We start from the raw sequence: 16346 nt of genomic DNA, 5'->3' as shown, positions 1-16346 counted from the left end.
CTCGAGCCAACCGCGACGGATGGTCAGCCTGGCCGAACTGCCCCGACAATCTGATACAAACCGGTCACCTTCTGGGTGATCCGCTCCAACCCGGCCCGCTCGAACACGCCCGTGAGCTCGTCGCGCCCGAACATCCGCATCCCCACCGGCGCGTTCACCACCCGGTCAACCACCTTCGGCAACCTGCCCGGCGGCCGGCACGGCGCCGAGACCGCGATCCGCCCGCCCGGCCCCAGCACCCGGATCAGCTCACCGAGCGCCCGGAACGGCTCCGGCACCAGGTGCAATGCCAGAAAGCACCCCACCGCGTCAAACGCCCCATCCGCGAACGGCAGCTCCCGCGCATCCCCCCGCACATAGGCCACCTGCGGCGCGGTGGTCTCGTCAACGGCCTTGCCCAGCATCGTGGCCGACTCGTCGACCCCGACCACCAACCCCTCCGCCCCCGCCGCCGAGGCCAACGGCCGGGTAAAGTTCCCCGGCCCACAAGCCACATCCAGCACCAGCTGTCCACTATGAACATCCAACAACCGCCCGGCGAACCGCTGCTCCTCGCCCGGATCGAGCCGGTTGATCACCCGCAACACCGGCCGCCACCACCGCTCGTAGATGATCGGCAACACCCTGCTCCGCATGACCGCGAGCGCCAGCGTGCGCCTCCCCGGCGGCCGCTCCCCGAGCAGGTCAAGGTACCCCTTCGAGGTATCCAGCTCGGACTCCTCGAGAGATGGGCGGAGCAACCCCGCCACCCGGGTCAACGCCGCGGTCACGCCGTCATGCTAAAGCTTGACGCTGATCCTGTCGGCACGGCTCTGTAACTGGCAAACTGCGATGAGCAGGCGAGGAGTCGTGGGCCAATGTTCGAAAGTTTCACCGACCGCGCGAAGCGAGTCATCGTCCTGGCACAAGAAGAGGCCAGGATGTACAACCACAACTATATTGGCACCGAGCACATCCTCTTGGCCCTGGTCCATGAGGGCGAGGGTGCCGGCGCCAGGGCGCTCGAGTTATCGAGGATCGCGCTGAATGAGGTTCGGAACCAGGTAGACAAGATTATTGACGAGGGTGACCATACTCCGGTCGGCCACATCCCGTTCACACCCCGGGCCAAAAAAGTTCTTGAACTGTCGTTGCGAGAGGCGCTGCTTCTAGGCCACGCGTACCTCGGCACCGAGCACATGCTGCTGGGGCTGATCCGCGAGGGCGAGGGCCTGGCCGCCCAGGTCCTGGTCAAGCTGGGCGCCGACCTCAACACCGCGCGTCAGCACGTTCTCCTACTCGTGTCCGGTTACGCCCGATCCGCGTTGACGGCCCAACTGGCCACGGTCGCAAAGGCTCGGGCCGGCGCGATCGAACAACGCGATACCGGTCGAGTCGCCAAGTTACTGGGTCTGGAAAACTGCCTGCAGTCCCTAGTTGAACTGGATAACAAGATCCTCTCGGTGCAGCAGGAAAAGTTCTCGGCACACGATTCGTCACAAGCTTTGGAGCTGAGGGAGCAGGAGGAGGCGCTACGCAAGCAGAGGGCCGAGTTGGACGAGCTCCGTGAACTGGTGACCCACGAAGTCGATCTTGAGCCAGACATCGACGACGAGCAATCACCATCGGAACGAACCGACAACAACGAGCCTCCACCGTCGCCTTTGATTCGGGTGTTCATCAGCTATCGTAGAGAGCACACGAGCCACTTTGCTGGCCGAATATCGGACTGGCTCATCGGCCATCTCGGCGAGAATCAGGTCTTCATGGACGTTGACTCGATCGAGCTCGGAGTTGACTTCAAAGAGGTCATCACGGACGCCGTCGGGCAATGCGCCGTGCTGGTGGCGGTGATTGGTCCACAATGGGCGACAATGTGTGACGAGTCAGGAAAGCGGCGCCTCACCCAGCCCGACGACATCGTCAGGTTGGAAGTCGAGGCCGCACTCAGGCGGAACATCCGGGTGATCCCGGTTCTCGTGGATGGCGCCGAGATGCCCGACCCGCGGCAATTACCCGAGAGCCTGGCCGCCCTCGCGCGGCGCAATGCTTTGAAGATCCGGCACGAGAGCTTCCGGCAGGACGTGCGGCGACTGCTCCAGGCGGTGGAGAAACCGCAATAGGCTGCGGGGCATGCTTCCACTGGACGGGATGCTCGTGGTCAGCGTCGAGCAGGCGGTGTCGGCTCCCCTGGCGACCCGGCAGCTTGCCGATCTCGGAGCACGCGTCGTCAAGATCGAGCGGCCGGACGGCGGGGACTTCGCGCGGGGGTACGACCAGTCGGTCAAGGGGATGGCGTCGCACTTCGTCTGGTTGAACCGGTCGAAGGAGTCGGTGGCGGTGGACTTCACGTCGGCCGCCGGGCGCGAGGTCGTCGAACGGCTCGTCGCGCAGGCCGACGTGTTCGTGCAGAACCTGGCGCCGGGGGCGGCGGCCCGGCGCGGGTTGGACGCGGCGGCGCTCACCCAGCGCTACCCAAGGCTGGTGGCGGTGGACCTGTCCGGATATGGGCCCGCGGGGCCGTTTCGCGACAAGCGGGCCTATGACCTGCTGGTGCAGAGCGAGGCCGGGCTGGTCTCGGTGACCGGCACACCGGAGGCTCCGGCGAAGGCCGGCATCCCGATCGCGGACATCGCGGCCGGCATGTACATCTTCTCCGGGGTGCTCGCGGCGCTGCTGCGGCGGGAGCGTGGCGGCGGCGGTGCGGCACTGGACGTGAGCATGTTCGACACCGTGGTCGAGTGGATGGGGCACCAGGTGCAGCACACGCTGCACACCGGGGAGCAGCCGCCGCGGATGGGCGTGTCGCATCCGGCGATCGCACCGTACAACCGGTACCCGACCGCGGACGGCAACGAGATCATGCTCGGCATCCAGAACGACCGGGAGTGGCGCCGCCTCGCCGCCGATCTGCTCGGCAGCCCCGAGCTGGGCACCGATCCGGCCTACGCCACCAACGTGGCCCGCACCGCCAACCGGGACGCGGTGGACGCGCTCGTCGGCGCCGCCACGGCGAAACTCACCGCCGCGGACCTGGTCACGTTGCTGGACGACGCCGGGATCGCCAACGCGAGGCTCAACGAGGTTCCTCAGGTCGTGGCGCACCCGCAGCTGGTCGCCCGGGATCGCTGGCGGGAAGTCGGCTCCCCGGTCGGTCCGCTCCGCACCCCGCTGCCACCGATCACCTTTCCCACCGATCCGCCCCGGCTCGACCCCGTTCCCGCCCTCGGCGAGCACACCGACGCCGTGCTCACCGAGCTCGGCTACACCACAGACGAGATCGCCGGCCTGCGAACGGCAGGCGCAATCGCCTAGCTTCGTCACCATGTTGGCGTCTCACGTCGCCATGTTGGCCCGTGGCGTGGCCATGTTGGCTTGTGGCATCGCTGTGTTGGCCGAGGGTGCGTCGGGATTGCGGTCAGCGGTGTCCGGCGGCGGCGTCACCAGCCAACACACCCGCGCCAGACGCCAACATGGCGACGTGGCACGCCAACATGGCGACGCCAGGGGCCAACACATCGAACATCACGAGGTGCGGCTGTGGTCCTACGCGAGATGCAACACGAGCGTCGCACCGCTCAGCGCGGCGCACACCGCGGGGAACGCGATCTTGACGAACCGGTCGCGGACCCGCGCGTGCGCAAACGCCCCGCCGGCCAGCAGCAACACCAGGCCGACCGACGCGGCCACACCCAGCGGCGTCCAGAACAGACCGAGGATCAACCCGACCCCGCCGGCCAGCTCCACGGCACCCACGAGCTGGAAGCCGGACACCGAGAAGCCGAGGTGCCGGGCGTTCTGCTGCATCATGGGGTGGCGGATCACCTTGGCGCTGCCGAGAACAAGGAGAACGGGTGCCAGCAGGGCGGACAGGATCACGGGGAGCATGGCCGATTGATAGGCAGGGCCGCTCGAACGCGGACGGACAGCGGCTCGGAGCAAGGTTCACCGTCGGCTTCGACCTGGACATGACGCTGATCGACCCGCGCCCGGGCATGATCGCTGCCATGGACGCGCTGGCCGCCCAGACCGGGCTCCCACTGGACGGCGCCTACTTCGCCGACAACCTCGGGCCGCCGCTGCACCTGGTGTTCCGGGACTTCGGCGCGCCCGAGGACCGGATTCCCGAGCTGGTCAGCCGGTTCCGGGCGACCTACCCGGAGATCGTCATCCCGGAGACCGTGCCCATGCCGGGCGCGGCGGCGGCCCTGGACGCCGTCCACGAGCTCGGCGGCCACACCCTCGTGGTCACCGCCAAGCACGAACCCAACGCGGCCAGACACCTGACCGCCCTCGGCTGGGAGGTCGACCACCTGGTCGGCGACCTGTGGGCCGCCGGTAAGGCCGCCGCCCTGCGCGAGCACGAGGCGCTGGCCTACGTCGGCGACCACGCCACCGACGTCGCCGGCGCGCTGGCCGCGGGCGCCGTCCCGGTCGGGGTGACCACCGGCCCCTGCGACGCCGACATGCTCACCGAGGCCGGCGCCGGGATCGTGCTGTCCACTTTGGACGAGTTCCCCGCCTGGCTGCGAGGTCACCTGTGCGCAACCTGACCCGCCTGCCCAAGGTGCACCTGCACGTCCACCTGGAGAGCACGGTCCGCCCCGCGACCCTGCGCGACCTGGCCGCCGCCAACGGCGTGGACATCCCCGAGGAACGCCTGTCCTTCACCGGTTTCCGCGAGTTCGGCGACTACAACGCGCTGGTCCGGGCCTGCCTGCGCACCCCGGCGGATTTCACCCGGGTGGCCCGGGAGTTCCGTGCGGACGAGGCGGCGCAGGGCACCCGCTACGCCGAGGTCACCTTCACCGCGGCCGCCCACGGCGAGCGGCTCGGCGACCCCGACATGCCGCTCCAGGCCGTGCTCACCGGGCTCGCGGACGGCGCCGGCATCCAGACCCGGGTGATCCTCGACCACTCCCGCCGCCGCCCGGTGGACCGCGCCTGGCAGACGTTCCGCCTGGCCGCCAAGCATCACGAGGTGATCGGCATCGGCCTGGCCGGCGACGAGACGTACCCTGCCTGGCCGTTCGCCAAGGTGTTCGCCGCCGCCCGGGACGCCGGCCTGCACGTCGTGCACCACGCCGGCGAGACCGCCGGAGCGGCCAGCATCCGCGAGGCGATCACCGTGGGGCGCACCGAACGCCTCGGCCACGGCATCCGCGTGCTCGAGGATCCGTTGCTGGTCAAGGAGGTGCGCGACCGGCCGATCCCGCTCGAGGTGTGCCCGTGCTCGAACGTCGCGCTCGGCCTCGTGCCGTCGCTGGCCGCGCACCCACTGCCCCGGCTCCTCGAGGCGGGCCTGCCCGTCACACTCAACACCGACATCCCGAACGTCACCGGCACCACGCTTACCGCCGAGTACCAACGGATCCGCGACACGTTCCACTACGACGACACCGTCCTCGCGGCACTCGCCCGAACCGCCGTCGACGCCTCGTTCGCCCCTCGCGCCACCAAGCTGACGCTGCACGAGGAGATCGACAACTGGCTGACCGACCGGACCTGACCGTCCGGTTGTCGGTGAAGGTGGCGGGTTCCCGTCAATGAGCAACGAAATTGTCTAGACCAATTGACGCGGCCGTCACCGATCATGCACGTTCTTCTTGCAGCCATGCGGCGCGAGGAGGACGCGATGAAGCTCCGGCACACTCTGGCGTTGTCGACAGCCGCGGTGGTCGCCGCCGCCCTGGTGGTCGCCCTGCTGCCGGCCGAACCGGCCAGCGCGCACGGCACGATGTCCGACCCGCCGAGCCGCGTGTACGCGTGCAAGCAGCAGAACCCGGAGAACCCGACGAACGAGGCGTGCAAGGCGGCCATCGCACTCGGCGGCACCCAGCCGTTCTACGACTGGAACGAGGTCAACCAGCTCACCGCCGCCGGCCGGCACCGGGAGATCATCCCGGACAACCACCTGTGCAGCGCCGGCCGGGACAAGTACCGCGGTCTCGACCTGCAACGCGCCGACTGGCCGGCCACCCGGATCTCCGCCGGCTCGCTGACGATCACTTACCACGCCACCGCGCCGCACGCGAACAGCAACTTCGAGTTCTACCTCACCCGCGCCGGCTGGAACCCGACACTGCCGCTCAACTGGTCGGACCTGGTGCTGCTGCGCAAGTTCGACAACGTCAACCCCACCACGTTCACCAACTTCACCCTCGACATCCCACCGCGCAGCGGCCGCCAGCTCATCTACACCATCTGGCAACGCGTCGTCGGCTCCGACGAGGCGTTCTACTCCTGCGCCGACGTCGACTTCGACGGCGGCACCCCGCCCCCGCCGACGCCGACCAGCACCACCACCCCGCCGCCACCCACCAGCACCACGACCGCGCCCCCACCACCCGGCGGCACCTGGGCGGCCGGCACCGCCTACCAGGTCGGCAACCGCGTCATCTACAACGGCCTGACCTACCAGTGCCTGCAAGCCCACACCGCCCTCGCCGGCTGGGAACCGCCCAACGCCCCCTCCCTCTGGCAACGCGTCTGAGCCCGCGACCGGGCCGCGCCGAGATCACCCCGGTGCGGCCCGGTCGTCTCCACCGAGGTGCCCCATGCCCCGCCTGGTCCTGATCGCCGCCGGCCTCCTCGTGCTGGCGGGTTGTTCGTCGCCGGCGCCCCCTGCCTCGTCAGCGCCGGCGACGAACAGCAATCCCGGCCGGTACAACGACACCGACGTGATGTTCCTGCAGATGATGGTCCCCCATCTCGACCAGGGCATCAGCATCGTGCGCCTGGCCCGCGACCGGGCTGCTCGCCCGGAGGTCCGCACCCTCGCCGCCGCCATCGAAACCACCCAGGCCGACGAAGCCACCACCATGGCGACCCGGCTCCGCGACTGGCGCCAACCACCCACCGCCCCCGCCGGCTCCCACCTCGACCACGGCGGCATGCCCGACACCACCGCCGGTGAGATCGCCACCCTGACCCGCATCGCCGGCCCCGGCTTCGACCGCCGGTTCCTCAACACCATGATCGCCCGCCAGGACGACGCCATCCAACTCGCCAGAATGGAGTCCGCCACCGGCACCAACCCCGAAACAAAGGCATTGGCAGCACGTATTGACCGGTCGCGGTCGGCGCAGATCGAGCAGATGCTGGCCTATCTCGGGCAATGATGGAACGCAACGTCACGTTCATGCCGTAGCGGGCCAGCAACGTCACATTCACTCCCGGCAAGAAAGCCCCGGCCTACCGGCAGTGGGAGGGGGTGCCGAGCAGGCCGGGAGTCTGGTCGTCGGGAAGCGCGAGAAGCGTGCTGAGCACCTCACGGGCGGGGCCGGTGCGCTGCCAGAAGACCGTCTTCGGCGCCAGAATGTCGGCGTCGAGGGGGAGCCGGGAGGCGATGGCCTCGTCCTCGCCGTGCAGGCGGACCACGTCGATCACGTTGTCGTGGGCCCGGACACCGACGACGGCGACGACATCACCGTCGTCGTCCCGCGGGTCGAAGAACTGGAACCCGCGGGCGACCAGGGCCCGGAGCTGATCGTCAGTGGACACACCGGTTTGCTCGGCGAGGGACGACATCACTCACCACTTCTTGGCGCCGGCCACCAATGCGTGCAGCTCAGCGTGCGGGCAGACCAGAGCGGGACCGGCGGGATCGCGCGAGTTGCGGATCGCAATCCGGTCACCGGCCAGAACCGCGAGCTCCACACAGTTTCCGACGGCACCGCTGTAGCTGCTCTTGCGCCACACCGCCACACCGAGCAGCGTTGCCGACATTTCGTTGCGAATCTCATCCACCACGATGCCCAACCTTCCCGGCTGACCCTGCTGCGGGTGCATGTGCACGTGCATCTGACAGTGAAGAAGGTAGCACCTTGCACTGGAAAATGCACGTGCAGTCACTGCCCGTGCAAGTTGCAATTCGGAAACTAGAGATCCAGACGGACCTTGGCGAGCATCTGCCGGGACCGGTCCGGGGTCTCCGCGTCCACCATGAGCCGGTCGAACACCCGGCTGTACGTCTCGATCTCGTCCGGCCGGTCCAGGTACATCGCACCGGCCAGGTGCTCGATGTAGACCACGTCCGGCAGGTCCGGCTCGGCGAACCGGAGCAGGGTGAACGCGCTCTCGGCCGCGTAGCCGCTCAGCGGGTACGGCACGACCTGCAACGTCACGTGCGGCATCCGGGTGATCTCCAGCAGGTGGTCGAGCTGCCGGCGCATGGCCGCGCGGCCACCGATCGGCCGGCGCAGCACCGACTCGTCGATCACCGCCCAGAGCTTCGGCGCGCCGGGCCGGTGCAGGATCTTCTGCCGTTGCATGCGAAGCGTGACCCGCCGCCGGACCTCGTCGCTGGCCAGGTCGGGCCGGCCGTGGCTGGCGACCGCGAGCGCGTACTCCTCGGTCTGCAGCAGCCCGGGCACGAACTGCAGCTCATAGGCCAGGATCCGGGACGCCGACTCCTCGAGGCCGACGTAGTCGTGGAACCAGCTCGGCATCAGGTCGGCGAACCGGTGCCACCAGCCGCGCTCGTTGGACCGGGCGACCATAGCCATGACGGCGTCCCGTTCGCCCGGGTCGAGCACGCCGTACATGGTCAGCAGGTCCTGGACGTCACGCTCCTTGAATCCGACCCGCCCCAGTTCCAGTCGACTGATCTTGGACTCTGACCCTCGGATGGCGTAACCGGCATCCGCCCGGGTGATGCCGGCGGCCTCGCGTAGCCGTCTGAGTTGTGCGCCGACAATGATGCGGCGGGCGGTGGGACCACCACTGCCCTGGTCGGGGCGGTTGGAATCGTCGGAGGGAGTTCTAGCGTTCATCACTCGATCTCCTCGCCTGCATCCATCCCGTCACAGACCGTACACGTGACCCGAAACGGGTCAAGTACCAAACCGGCGTTTACGACCACGAAATGCGGGCCTACGCTATGCCCCCGAGTGACTCCACAGCGTCCGTGATCCACAACCGTCTGTGAGGCCGGAATGTCCACCGCCAATGCCGCCCCTGAAGCCGCGCCCGTATACATCGACACCTCCAAGGCGAGCATCGCTCGGGTGTACGACGCGTTTCTCAACGGCAAGGACAACTACGAGATCGACCGCCTGGTGCTGCGCCAGGTGCAGGCGGTCGCACCCGAGGCCGCGCAGTTGGCCTGGGACAACCGCGAGTTCCTGATCCGGGTCACTCGGTTCATCGCCAGCCAGACCGGAGTCACCCAGTACCTGGACTGCGGCTCGGGGCTGCCCACCGCGGAGAACACCCACCAGGTCGCCCAGCGCATCGCGCCCGACTCGCGGGTCGTCTACATCGACAACGACCCCGTCGTCCTCGCGCACGGCCGCGCGCTGCTGGAGGAGAACGAGCAGACCCATTTCGTCTCGGCCGACATCTTCAAACCCGAGGAGATCGTCAACAACGAGCTGGTGCGCAAATACCTGGACTTCTCCCAGCCGATCGCGCTGTTCCAGCTCGGCACCATCCACCATTACGACGGGGAGCGCAGCCCCGAGGACATCATGCGGGCCTACGTCGACGCCCTGCCGTCCGGCTCCTACGTGGCGATCAGTCACTTCTTCGACCCGGAGACCACCGAGCACAGCTCGCTCGCCCGGCGGATGGAGGAGGTCTTCCTGCACAGCCCCATGGGCACCGGCCTGTTCCGCACCCACCCGCAGATCGAGGCCATGTTCCCGGGCCTGGAGTTCGTCGAGCCCGGCATCTCGCTGTGCGTGGACTGGTGGCCGGACGGCCCGCGGATCAAGCCGCTCGACCCGGTGCAGTACACGATCGTCGGCGGGGTCGCCCGGAAACCCTGACCGCCCAGGTAGTGTTCGCTCCGGGATGGCGACCGGGGCGGGTTCGACACGAGGGGTAGCGCGGTGCGGGGGGACGAGTTCGAAGCGAGCCAACGATCTCGCGAGTGGTTCCACCAATTGGTGGTGCTGCCCGGGGCGTGGACGATCCTGCGGGTGGACGGCCGGAGCTTCTCGCGATTCACCGGGCAGCGCTACGACAAGCCGTTCGACGCACGGTTCGCGCAGCTGATGACGGACACCGCGGCATCCGTGCTGAGCGAGTTCAACGGCCGCTACGCCTACACCGAGAGCGACGAGATCTCCGTGCTGCTCGACCCCTCCTTCGAGCTTTTCGGGCGGAGCGTGGAAAAGCTGGTGTCGATCTCGGCCGGCATCGCCTCGGCCGCGTTCACCCACGCGGCCGGCGAACCGGCCCATTTCGACAGTCGCGTGTGGATGGGCACCGGCCCGGCCGACGTGGTCGACTACTTCTCCTGGCGCCAGGCCGACGCCACCCGGTTCGCGTTGAACGGTTGGTGCTACTGGACGTTGCGCCGCAGCGGCCAGTCCAGCGCGGAGGCCACCCGGGTGCTGGAACGGTCCTCCGTGGCCGACAAGAACGAGCTGCTGGAAAGCCACGGCGTCAACTTCGACGAGCTTCCCGGCTGGCAGCGCCGTGGAATCGGCCTGTGGTGGGAACACTACGACCGGCCCGGCTACGACCCGGTGCGGCGCAAGGAGGTCACCACCGCCCGCCGGCGCGTGCACATCGAGCGGGACCTCCCGATGAAGGAGGACTACCGCGAGCTGATCGCGAGGCTCGCCAAGGACCCGTAGGGAGTGCGATGAAGGGGGCCTTCCTCTCGCTGGGCGTGAGAAAGGCCCCCTTCATCGCACTTCAACCCCCAACCGCGCGGCCCGGTCATACAGATAACGCTGCTGCTGCAGGCTCGTCGTGCGCTCGGCCGCGGCCAGGTACGCCTCCCGCGCCGCTTCGTTGTCGCCGGTCAACTCCAGCAGGTGCGCGCGAACCGCATGCAGCCGGTGGTCCTCGGCGATCCGCCGGTCCTGTCTCAGCTCGCCGACCAACTCGAGCCCGGCCGGCGCACCCTTGACCATCGCCACCGCGACCGCGTGGTTCAGGGCCACCACCGGGTTGTCCGAGATCCGCAGCAGAACCTCGTACAGGGCAAGGATCTGCGGCCAGTCGGTCGCTTCGGCACTGGGCGCTTCGTCGTGCACCGCAGCGATCGCGGCCTGGAGCTGGTAGGGACCGGGCGCCCCACGCGGCAGCGCGTCGCTGATCAGCGCGACGCCCTCGGCGATCTGCCCGGCGTCCCAACGGCTCCGGTCCTGCTCGGCCATGGGCACCGGCTCACCGGACGGCCCGGTGCGCGCCCTCCGCCGCGCGTCGGTGAGCAGCATGAGCGCGAGCAGCCCGCTCACCTCGGGCTCCTCGGGCATCAGCGCGTGCACGATGCGCGTCAGCCGGATCGACTCCGCGGACAGCTCGCCGCGCCGCAGGTTCGGCCCGGACGTGCTGGCGTAACCCTCGTTGAAGATCAGGTAGAGCACGTGTAGCACCGCGGCGAGCCGCTCGGCCCGCTCGGCGGCCGGCGGCATGCCGAACGGGAGACCGCTGTCCCGGATGCGCTGCTTGGCCCGGCTGATCCGCCGGGTCATGGTCGACTCGGGCACCAGGAACGCGCGGGCGATCTCCGCGGCGGTGAGGCCACCGACCGCGCGCAGGGTCAGCGCGATCTGCGAGGCCGGCGACAACGCCGGATGGCAGCACAGGAGCAGCAGGATCAGCGTGTCGTCGGCGTCCACGACCGGGTTGTCCGCCGCGGGCGCGAGCCACGCTTCGGGCAGCACCCCGGAGGCGACCGTGTCCTCGCGACGCTGCCGGGCCTGCTCGTTGCGCAGCAGGTCGGTGAGCCGCCGGGACGCGACGGTGATGAGCCACGCCTTCGGGTTGTCCGGCACGCCGTCCCGCGGCCAGGTCGTGGCGGCCGCGAGCAGCGCCTCCTGCACGGCGTCCTCCGCGGTGTCGAAGTGGCCGTACCGGCGGACGACCGCGCCGAGGACCCGCGGCGCCAACTCGCGCAGCCGGTCCTCGGTTCCCGGATCGGTCATGCGTCCGGGGTGGGGGGCACGTCGTCGATCGGGCGGACGTCCACGTACCAGTCGCGGCCGAGGTCGGTGCCCGCCGGGTACGGGGTGTGCACCAGCTGGGCGGCGATCTCGGTGGCCCGGTCGAAGCTCGCGCAGTCGACGATGGTGTATCCGACGAGCACCTCCTGCGTCTCCGCGTAGGGACCGTCGGTCATCACGGGAAGCCCTTCCCGAACCTGGATGCGCCGGGCGTGCACCGGTGCGCTCAGCCCGTGGCCGTCGACCAGTTCCCCGGATTCGACCAGGGCCTGGCTCCACGTCCCCATGAACTCGTGCAGCTTGGCGACGTCCTCCGCCGACCAGGCCGGCCGGTCGGTCGACTTCCCGGTCAGCATGTCGAGGTCCCGCTGCGACCCGAACATCATTATCATGTACTTCACGGTGGCTCCTCTGCTCAGGCACCTGGTCGGTACCTTTCACCAGAGACGTCGAGACCACCACTCCGGTCCGGACATCAGCCCCCGCGGACCGTGCCCAGGTTGGTCAGGGCCACCCGCTCCAGCGCGTTGGCCGCACCGCCGTCGCTGGTCACGGCCAGGGCGAGGGTGTTGTGGCCGTGCAGGTCGAGCACGCCGGTGGGGAGCACGAACGTGTGCTGCGGGCCGACGTTGCCGACGTACTGACCGAGGTTCCAGCCGTTGACGAAGATCAGCACGCGGTAGGCGCCGCCGGAGCGGGGCACGGCGAGGTTGCCGAGGGTGAGTCCGAGCGAGGCGTCGTGGCCGGCCGGGACCGCGAGGTCGAACCCGGTGCGGTACCAGGATGTGCCGGGCGCGGCGGTGGTGTCCGGGACCGGGCGGGTGACCCAGCCGCCGTCGGCGAACCCGGGCAGGTGCCAGCCGTTGCGCTCGCCGAACAGGCCGCCGTTGTTCAGCGGACCGCGCACCGGGTCCACAGTGGACGCACCCTGGACCCGCAAGGAGACCGCCGCCGCCGGGCTGAGCGTGGCGGAGATGAGGCCGCGGCCCTCCTTGTGCGCGTCGTTGACGCCGCCGTCCTCGTTGTGCGCGTCGTTGCGCACCATGACCGCGAGCAGGTGCGGTGCGTTGGTGCGCAACGAGGTGGGCACGCTGAACGTGGCGGTGCCGGTGGTGGCCGGCGCGCTGACCCCGGTCGGCAGCACGTTCTGGCCCAGGTACACGCCGTCGAGCCAGGCCTGCAGCAGCCCGGCGCCGCCCCCGCCGTAGCGCAGCGCGATCGTGTCCGCCGCGGCGGTGAACCGGCCGCGGTACCAGACGTCGCCGTGGTGGAAGCCGTAGTCGTCCGCGGTCAGCACGGGTTGGCCGGTGGGCGGCGGGGTGGTGCTGTGCGTCGTCGTCTTGTTCGCCAAGGCCCACGTGGAATCGTTGAACGAGGGAACAGCCTCAGGCGATTCGGCCGAGAACCGCCACGTCCCCGCGGACAGGTCCGGCAGCGTGACCGCGGCCGGGCCGGGCAGCTGGCTGTCCGCGGCGAGGCTCCCGGCCGACGTGCGCCGCATGGTGACCGCCGCGCCGTTCCAGGTGACGGTGCCGACCTGGGCCGGCGCCCAGATCTCCAGGCTGGACGCGGCCGCGGTGTCCCCGGTGAGCGCCAGCGTGGACCCGTTGACCGCCGCGGTGCGCACCAGCCGCGGGCCGCGCTCCAGCACCGGCCCGGCCGCGGTGTCCTGCCGCCACATCGTGTCGGCGGTGGACTGGTTGGCCAGCAGCAGGGTCAGCTGATCGCGCCCGCCGCCGGTGATCCTGATCTGAGCTAGTCCACTGTGGACGTAGCTGAGTTTCAGGTTGCCGTTGCTGAACGAGCTCGTCACGTTCCCGGCGAGCACCGTGACGGTGGGCTGGCCGGCGTACCGCAGCACCGTCTCGCCCGGCTCGTTGGTGCGGCCGTAGAGCAGCGCGGTGTCGGTGGAACCCTGGCGCAGCAACGTCTCGATCTCCGAGCTGGAGTACACCAGGTGCTGGCCACCGAAGTTGAGGTTGGCCACCAGGGTCTTCGCGTCCTGCCCGTTCAGTCGCAAGGGGACGGTGAACGCGCCGTCCGGGGTGCTGACCGGGAACGTGAACGAGTCGTCCGTCGTGGCGTTGGACGGGTTGTGCACGGCGAAGTAGAAATGCGTCTGGGTGTCCGGGTTGACGTTGTGGTAGACCTTCACCGCGGCCGAGGACGGGGTGACCGCGGAACCCCTGTCCACCTTGGTGATCGCCGGCACGCTCTGCAGGAACAGGCCCAGCTCCTTCATCGCGGCGAGCTTCGCGCGCGGCTGCCGGGCCTCGTCGAGCGCCGCACCATAGTCGTATGAGGTATAGACCACCGGCGCCGGCAGCCACCCCCAGGACGTGCCGCCGGAGGTCATGTAGAAGTTCTGGATGGTCAACCGGTTGGCGATGTTCGTGCCGTAGAACACCCGCTCATAGCCGGGCCCCTCGCGCTGCCCCATGCACGCGTACGACCCGTTGCTGCCCCAGAAGTCGAACCAGCCGCCGCCGAACTCGGCCGCGAAGCCGGGCGTGTTCGGCGACGCGCTGGCCCCGCCGGTCGCCCCGCCCGCGCTGTAGATGCCCCAGTCCGGCGCGGTGTTCGGGCTGCCAGGCGTGTTGTCGCTGCGGCACGTCCCGCCCGGATACCCGTCGAACGCGTACAAATCAACGGGTCCGGTCACGGTGCCCGGCACACCCGAGCTCGGCGGCACCCAGAACCCGTTGCGCCCCTTGTCATTGTGGAAGATCGGCACGGTGATACCGTCGGCCCGGGCCTTGTCCCGCAGGTGCGTCAGGTAGTTCCGCTGCGCCGTCCCGGTCGCCGCCAGCTCGTTCTCGATCTCATACAGCAGCACCGTCCCGGTCCCGTTGGTGAGCTGGTGCCGGGCGATGATCGGGTCAATGTGCGCCTGCCACTCGTCGGTTGCGACCAGGTAGTCGGCCGCGTCCGTCCGGGCCCGCCCGGCCTGCGTCGCCAGCCACGCCGGGAACCCACCACCATCGGTCTCCGCGTTGATGTAGGGCCCCGGCCGGGCGATCACATACAGCCCCACCTCCGCGGCGATGGCCAACGCCGCGTCCATGTCCCGCACCCCGGTGAAGTCGTACACCCCCGGCGCCGCCGAGTGATACCCCCAGTCAAAGTACATCGACACCGCGTTGTACCCGTTGGCCTTGAACTTCTGCAGCACATCCCGCCACAGCGCCTGACTGGGCAGCCGGAACGGATGAAACTCCCCCGACCACACGAACGTCCGCACCCCGTCGATCATGAGCGAGTACTTGTCCCAGTTGATCGTGTGCGTAACCGCGGGCGCCGGCCGCACCCCCGGCCCAGCGATGGTGGCCGCCACCAGGGCCGCGACGCTCAGCAGTCTCCCCGGTCGCCATCCCATCGCCGCCTCCGAGTTTCGAAATACCGAACAACGTTCGAGACTCCCCCCGAAGCGTTCAGCGCCCCCTCACCCTTGTCAAGGAGTAATCGAACCGCTACACATCCGATTCGACAGAGATCCCCTACACTCCACCGCTACACTGACCACCCGCAGGGGCGTTAGCTCAATCGGCAGAGCTGCTGACTTTTAATCAGTAGGTTCCGGGTTCGAGCCCCGGGCGCCCCACCAAGTTAGTCAAGTTCGAACCCTCGTCATCCGAGGTCAGACGGGGGTTCGCCGTGTTGTGGATCTTTGTAAGGTACGTGCTCAGCGGGCTGCACAGGGCTCCGACCTCGCGCAGGTAGACCGGCCCTTCCTCGCCCTGGCCAGCGCCATCTCTGGGCACGGGTACGGGTATGACCGATTCTTCGGCCTCAGCCTCGCTTGGGGGCATCGGCAGCTCGCCGGTCTCGGTGCCCTCCGCGGCCACTTCGTTCAAGTGCTGCTGTATGGCCGCGAACTCCGGTGTCAGCTCCACCGTGTGGATCTGCTCGTCCCAGACCCAGAACTTCTTGACCACGGCCCGGTTGAGCATCTGTCGGATCGGTTCGTCCGCGCAGACATACAGCAGGTGCGGATCGTCGCAGAAGGTCAGTAGGTCTTCCAGGAACTGGTAGGCCCGTTCGGCCTTCAGGTCGTGATCTTCGACCAGCTGCTCGGCTTCGGCGATCTGCCGGGTGATCCGGGCTTGCTCCTCTTTGAGCAGTTCTTTGGAAATAGCCTCAGCGTAGAACGCCTCCAGCAGCTTCTTGCGCTCCTTCTCCAGCTTGGCAATCCGACGTTTTTGCGCCGGTACTTGCTTGGAGGTGCCGCCCAGCTCAGCCTCGATCTTGGCCGTAAGGCGAGTGTGCAAGGTGTCAATATCGACCTTTGGGAAGCGCACCGTGTACCAGAAGTTCTCCACTTCCTTCTCAATTTTGTGGATGGGTGCGGTGCGCTGAACGCAGTTCTTCCGCTTCTGCCGATTGAGGCAGTAGAAGTAGCTGTAGGTGGTGCCGTGGCGGTTGGTGGGAGTCATGATGCCGAACCGGCCGCTACAACGGGCACAA

Annotated in this window: 16 protein-coding genes, 1 tRNA gene and 1 pseudogene; 10 read left to right on the top strand and 8 right to left on the bottom strand. The window is 68.7% G+C overall.

What is annotated here, in order from left to right; genetic code table 11:
• Positions 1-23: 23 nt before the first annotated feature.
• Entirely contained in the window at positions 24-770 is a 747-nt protein-coding gene (locus VGR06_RS29020) for a methyltransferase domain-containing protein (protein WP_327562328.1), read from the bottom strand.
• An 87-nt stretch (positions 771-857) separates the two neighbouring features.
• On the opposite strand from VGR06_RS29020, the pseudogene VGR06_RS29015 reads away from it, so the two are divergent.
• From VGR06_RS29015 to VGR06_RS29005, 3 genes and pseudogenes are all read left to right on the top strand, one after another.
• Positions 858-1292: pseudogene (locus VGR06_RS29015) on the top strand (Clp protease N-terminal domain-containing protein); the annotation flags it as partial.
• Positions 1281-2102, top strand: coding sequence for a toll/interleukin-1 receptor domain-containing protein (locus VGR06_RS29010; RefSeq protein ID WP_327562333.1), 822 nt, complete (start codon positions 1281-1283; stop codon positions 2100-2102). The pseudogene VGR06_RS29015 and the gene VGR06_RS29010, both read left to right, overlap by 12 nt.
• A gap of 10 nt (positions 2103-2112) precedes the next feature.
• Complete coding sequence (locus VGR06_RS29005) at positions 2113-3294, top strand: CaiB/BaiF CoA-transferase family protein (RefSeq protein WP_327562327.1); 1182 nt, start codon at positions 2113-2115, stop codon at positions 3292-3294.
• Between the two features lie 231 nt (positions 3295-3525).
• Here VGR06_RS29005 and VGR06_RS29000 read toward each other — a convergent pair whose 3' ends face one another.
• Complete coding sequence (locus tag VGR06_RS29000) at positions 3526-3867, bottom strand: DoxX family protein (protein ID WP_327562326.1); 342 nt, start codon at positions 3865-3867, stop codon at positions 3526-3528.
• A 5-nt stretch (positions 3868-3872) separates the two neighbouring features.
• Here VGR06_RS29000 and VGR06_RS28995 point away from each other — a divergent pair, with 5 nt between their 5' ends.
• The 4 genes from VGR06_RS28995 to VGR06_RS28980 all read left to right on the top strand — a co-directional run bounded on the left by VGR06_RS28995 (position 3873) and on the right by VGR06_RS28980 (position 7100).
• A complete protein-coding gene (locus VGR06_RS28995) occupies positions 3873-4532 on the top strand; it encodes an HAD family hydrolase (RefSeq protein WP_327562332.1) in 660 nt (219 codons plus the stop codon).
• Entirely contained in the window at positions 4520-5488 is a 969-nt protein-coding gene (gene add, locus VGR06_RS28990; RefSeq protein ID WP_327562325.1) for an adenosine deaminase, read from the top strand. Before VGR06_RS28995 ends, add begins: the two co-directional genes overlap by 13 nt.
• Before the next feature lie 105 nt (positions 5489-5593).
• Positions 5594-6472 carry a lytic polysaccharide monooxygenase gene (locus VGR06_RS28985; protein WP_327562324.1) on the top strand — a complete coding sequence of 293 codons (879 nt, stop codon included), beginning with the start codon at positions 5594-5596 and terminating at the stop codon, positions 6470-6472.
• Positions 6473-6536: 64 nt separating this feature from the next.
• Positions 6537-7100, top strand: a complete 564-nt coding sequence (locus tag VGR06_RS28980; RefSeq protein ID WP_327562323.1) for a DUF305 domain-containing protein — start codon at positions 6537-6539, stop codon at positions 7098-7100.
• Between the two features lie 73 nt (positions 7101-7173).
• On the opposite strand, the gene VGR06_RS28975 is transcribed toward VGR06_RS28980, so the two are convergent.
• The 3 genes from VGR06_RS28975 to VGR06_RS28965 form a co-directional block, all read right to left on the bottom strand.
• Positions 7174-7509, bottom strand: a complete 336-nt coding sequence (locus VGR06_RS28975) for a hypothetical protein (protein WP_327562331.1) — start codon at positions 7507-7509, stop codon at positions 7174-7176.
• Between the two features lie 3 nt (positions 7510-7512).
• A complete protein-coding gene (locus tag VGR06_RS28970; protein WP_414637360.1) occupies positions 7513-7731 on the bottom strand; it encodes a DUF397 domain-containing protein in 219 nt (72 codons plus the stop codon).
• Between the two features lie 128 nt (positions 7732-7859).
• Positions 7860-8753 (bottom strand): helix-turn-helix transcriptional regulator, encoded by an 894-nt coding sequence (locus VGR06_RS28965; protein WP_327562322.1) that lies wholly within the window; start codon positions 8751-8753, stop codon positions 7860-7862.
• Between the two features lie 162 nt (positions 8754-8915).
• Here VGR06_RS28965 and VGR06_RS28960 point away from each other — a divergent pair, with 162 nt between their 5' ends.
• Both VGR06_RS28960 and VGR06_RS28955 read left to right on the top strand, forming a co-directional pair.
• On the top strand, positions 8916-9749 hold the full coding sequence (locus VGR06_RS28960) for an SAM-dependent methyltransferase (RefSeq protein ID WP_327562321.1): 834 nt from the start codon (positions 8916-8918) through the stop codon (positions 9747-9749).
• 63 nt (positions 9750-9812) lie between these two features.
• Positions 9813-10565 (top strand): tRNA(His) guanylyltransferase Thg1 family protein, encoded by a 753-nt coding sequence (locus tag VGR06_RS28955; protein ID WP_327562320.1) that lies wholly within the window; start codon positions 9813-9815, stop codon positions 10563-10565.
• Positions 10566-10616: 51 nt separating this feature from the next.
• On the opposite strand, the gene VGR06_RS28950 is transcribed toward VGR06_RS28955, so the two are convergent.
• The 3 genes from VGR06_RS28950 to VGR06_RS28940 all read right to left on the bottom strand — a co-directional run bounded on the left by VGR06_RS28950 (position 10617) and on the right by VGR06_RS28940 (position 15258).
• A complete protein-coding gene (locus VGR06_RS28950) occupies positions 10617-11864 on the bottom strand; it encodes an RNA polymerase sigma factor (protein ID WP_327562319.1) in 1248 nt (415 codons plus the stop codon).
• Positions 11861-12274, bottom strand: coding sequence for a YciI family protein (locus tag VGR06_RS28945; protein ID WP_327562329.1), 414 nt, complete (start codon positions 12272-12274; stop codon positions 11861-11863). The genes VGR06_RS28950 and VGR06_RS28945 overlap by 4 nt, the downstream gene beginning before the upstream one ends.
• An 83-nt stretch (positions 12275-12357) precedes the next feature.
• A complete protein-coding gene (locus VGR06_RS28940) occupies positions 12358-15258 on the bottom strand; it encodes a glycoside hydrolase family 35 protein (protein ID WP_327562318.1) in 2901 nt (966 codons plus the stop codon).
• Between the two features lie 152 nt (positions 15259-15410).
• Here VGR06_RS28940 and VGR06_RS28935 point away from each other — a divergent pair.
• Positions 15411-15486 (top strand) — tRNA-Lys (locus VGR06_RS28935).
• Positions 15487-16346 lie beyond the last annotated feature (860 nt).

This window comes from Actinophytocola sp. (genome assembly GCF_036002505.1).
Lineage (GTDB): Bacteria > Actinomycetota > Actinomycetes > Mycobacteriales > Pseudonocardiaceae > DASYTH01.
This window is presented reverse-complemented; position numbering and strand designations above follow the sequence as displayed.

Coding starts and splice junctions, on each gene's coding strand:
- VGR06_RS29005 (WP_327562327.1), top strand. CDS start 2,113: ATGCTTCCACTGGACGGGATGCTCGTGGTCAGCGTCGAGCAGGCGGTG.
- VGR06_RS29000 (WP_327562326.1), bottom strand. CDS start 3,867: ATGCTCCCCGTGATCCTGTCCGCCCTGCTGGCACCCGTTCTCCTTGTT.
- VGR06_RS28985 (WP_327562324.1), top strand. CDS start 5,594: ATGCGGCGCGAGGAGGACGCGATGAAGCTCCGGCACACTCTGGCGTTG.
- VGR06_RS28980 (WP_327562323.1), top strand. CDS start 6,537: ATGCCCCGCCTGGTCCTGATCGCCGCCGGCCTCCTCGTGCTGGCGGGT.
- VGR06_RS28975 (WP_327562331.1), bottom strand. CDS start 7,509: ATGTCGTCCCTCGCCGAGCAAACCGGTGTGTCCACTGACGATCAGCTC.
- VGR06_RS28965 (WP_327562322.1), bottom strand. CDS start 8,753: ATGAACGCTAGAACTCCCTCCGACGATTCCAACCGCCCCGACCAGGGC.
- VGR06_RS28960 (WP_327562321.1), top strand. CDS start 8,916: ATGTCCACCGCCAATGCCGCCCCTGAAGCCGCGCCCGTATACATCGAC.
- VGR06_RS28950 (WP_327562319.1), bottom strand. CDS start 11,864: ATGACCGATCCGGGAACCGAGGACCGGCTGCGCGAGTTGGCGCCGCGG.
- VGR06_RS28945 (WP_327562329.1), bottom strand. CDS start 12,274: ATGATAATGATGTTCGGGTCGCAGCGGGACCTCGACATGCTGACCGGG.
- VGR06_RS28940 (WP_327562318.1), bottom strand. CDS start 15,258: ATGGGATGGCGACCGGGGAGACTGCTGAGCGTCGCGGCCCTGGTGGCG.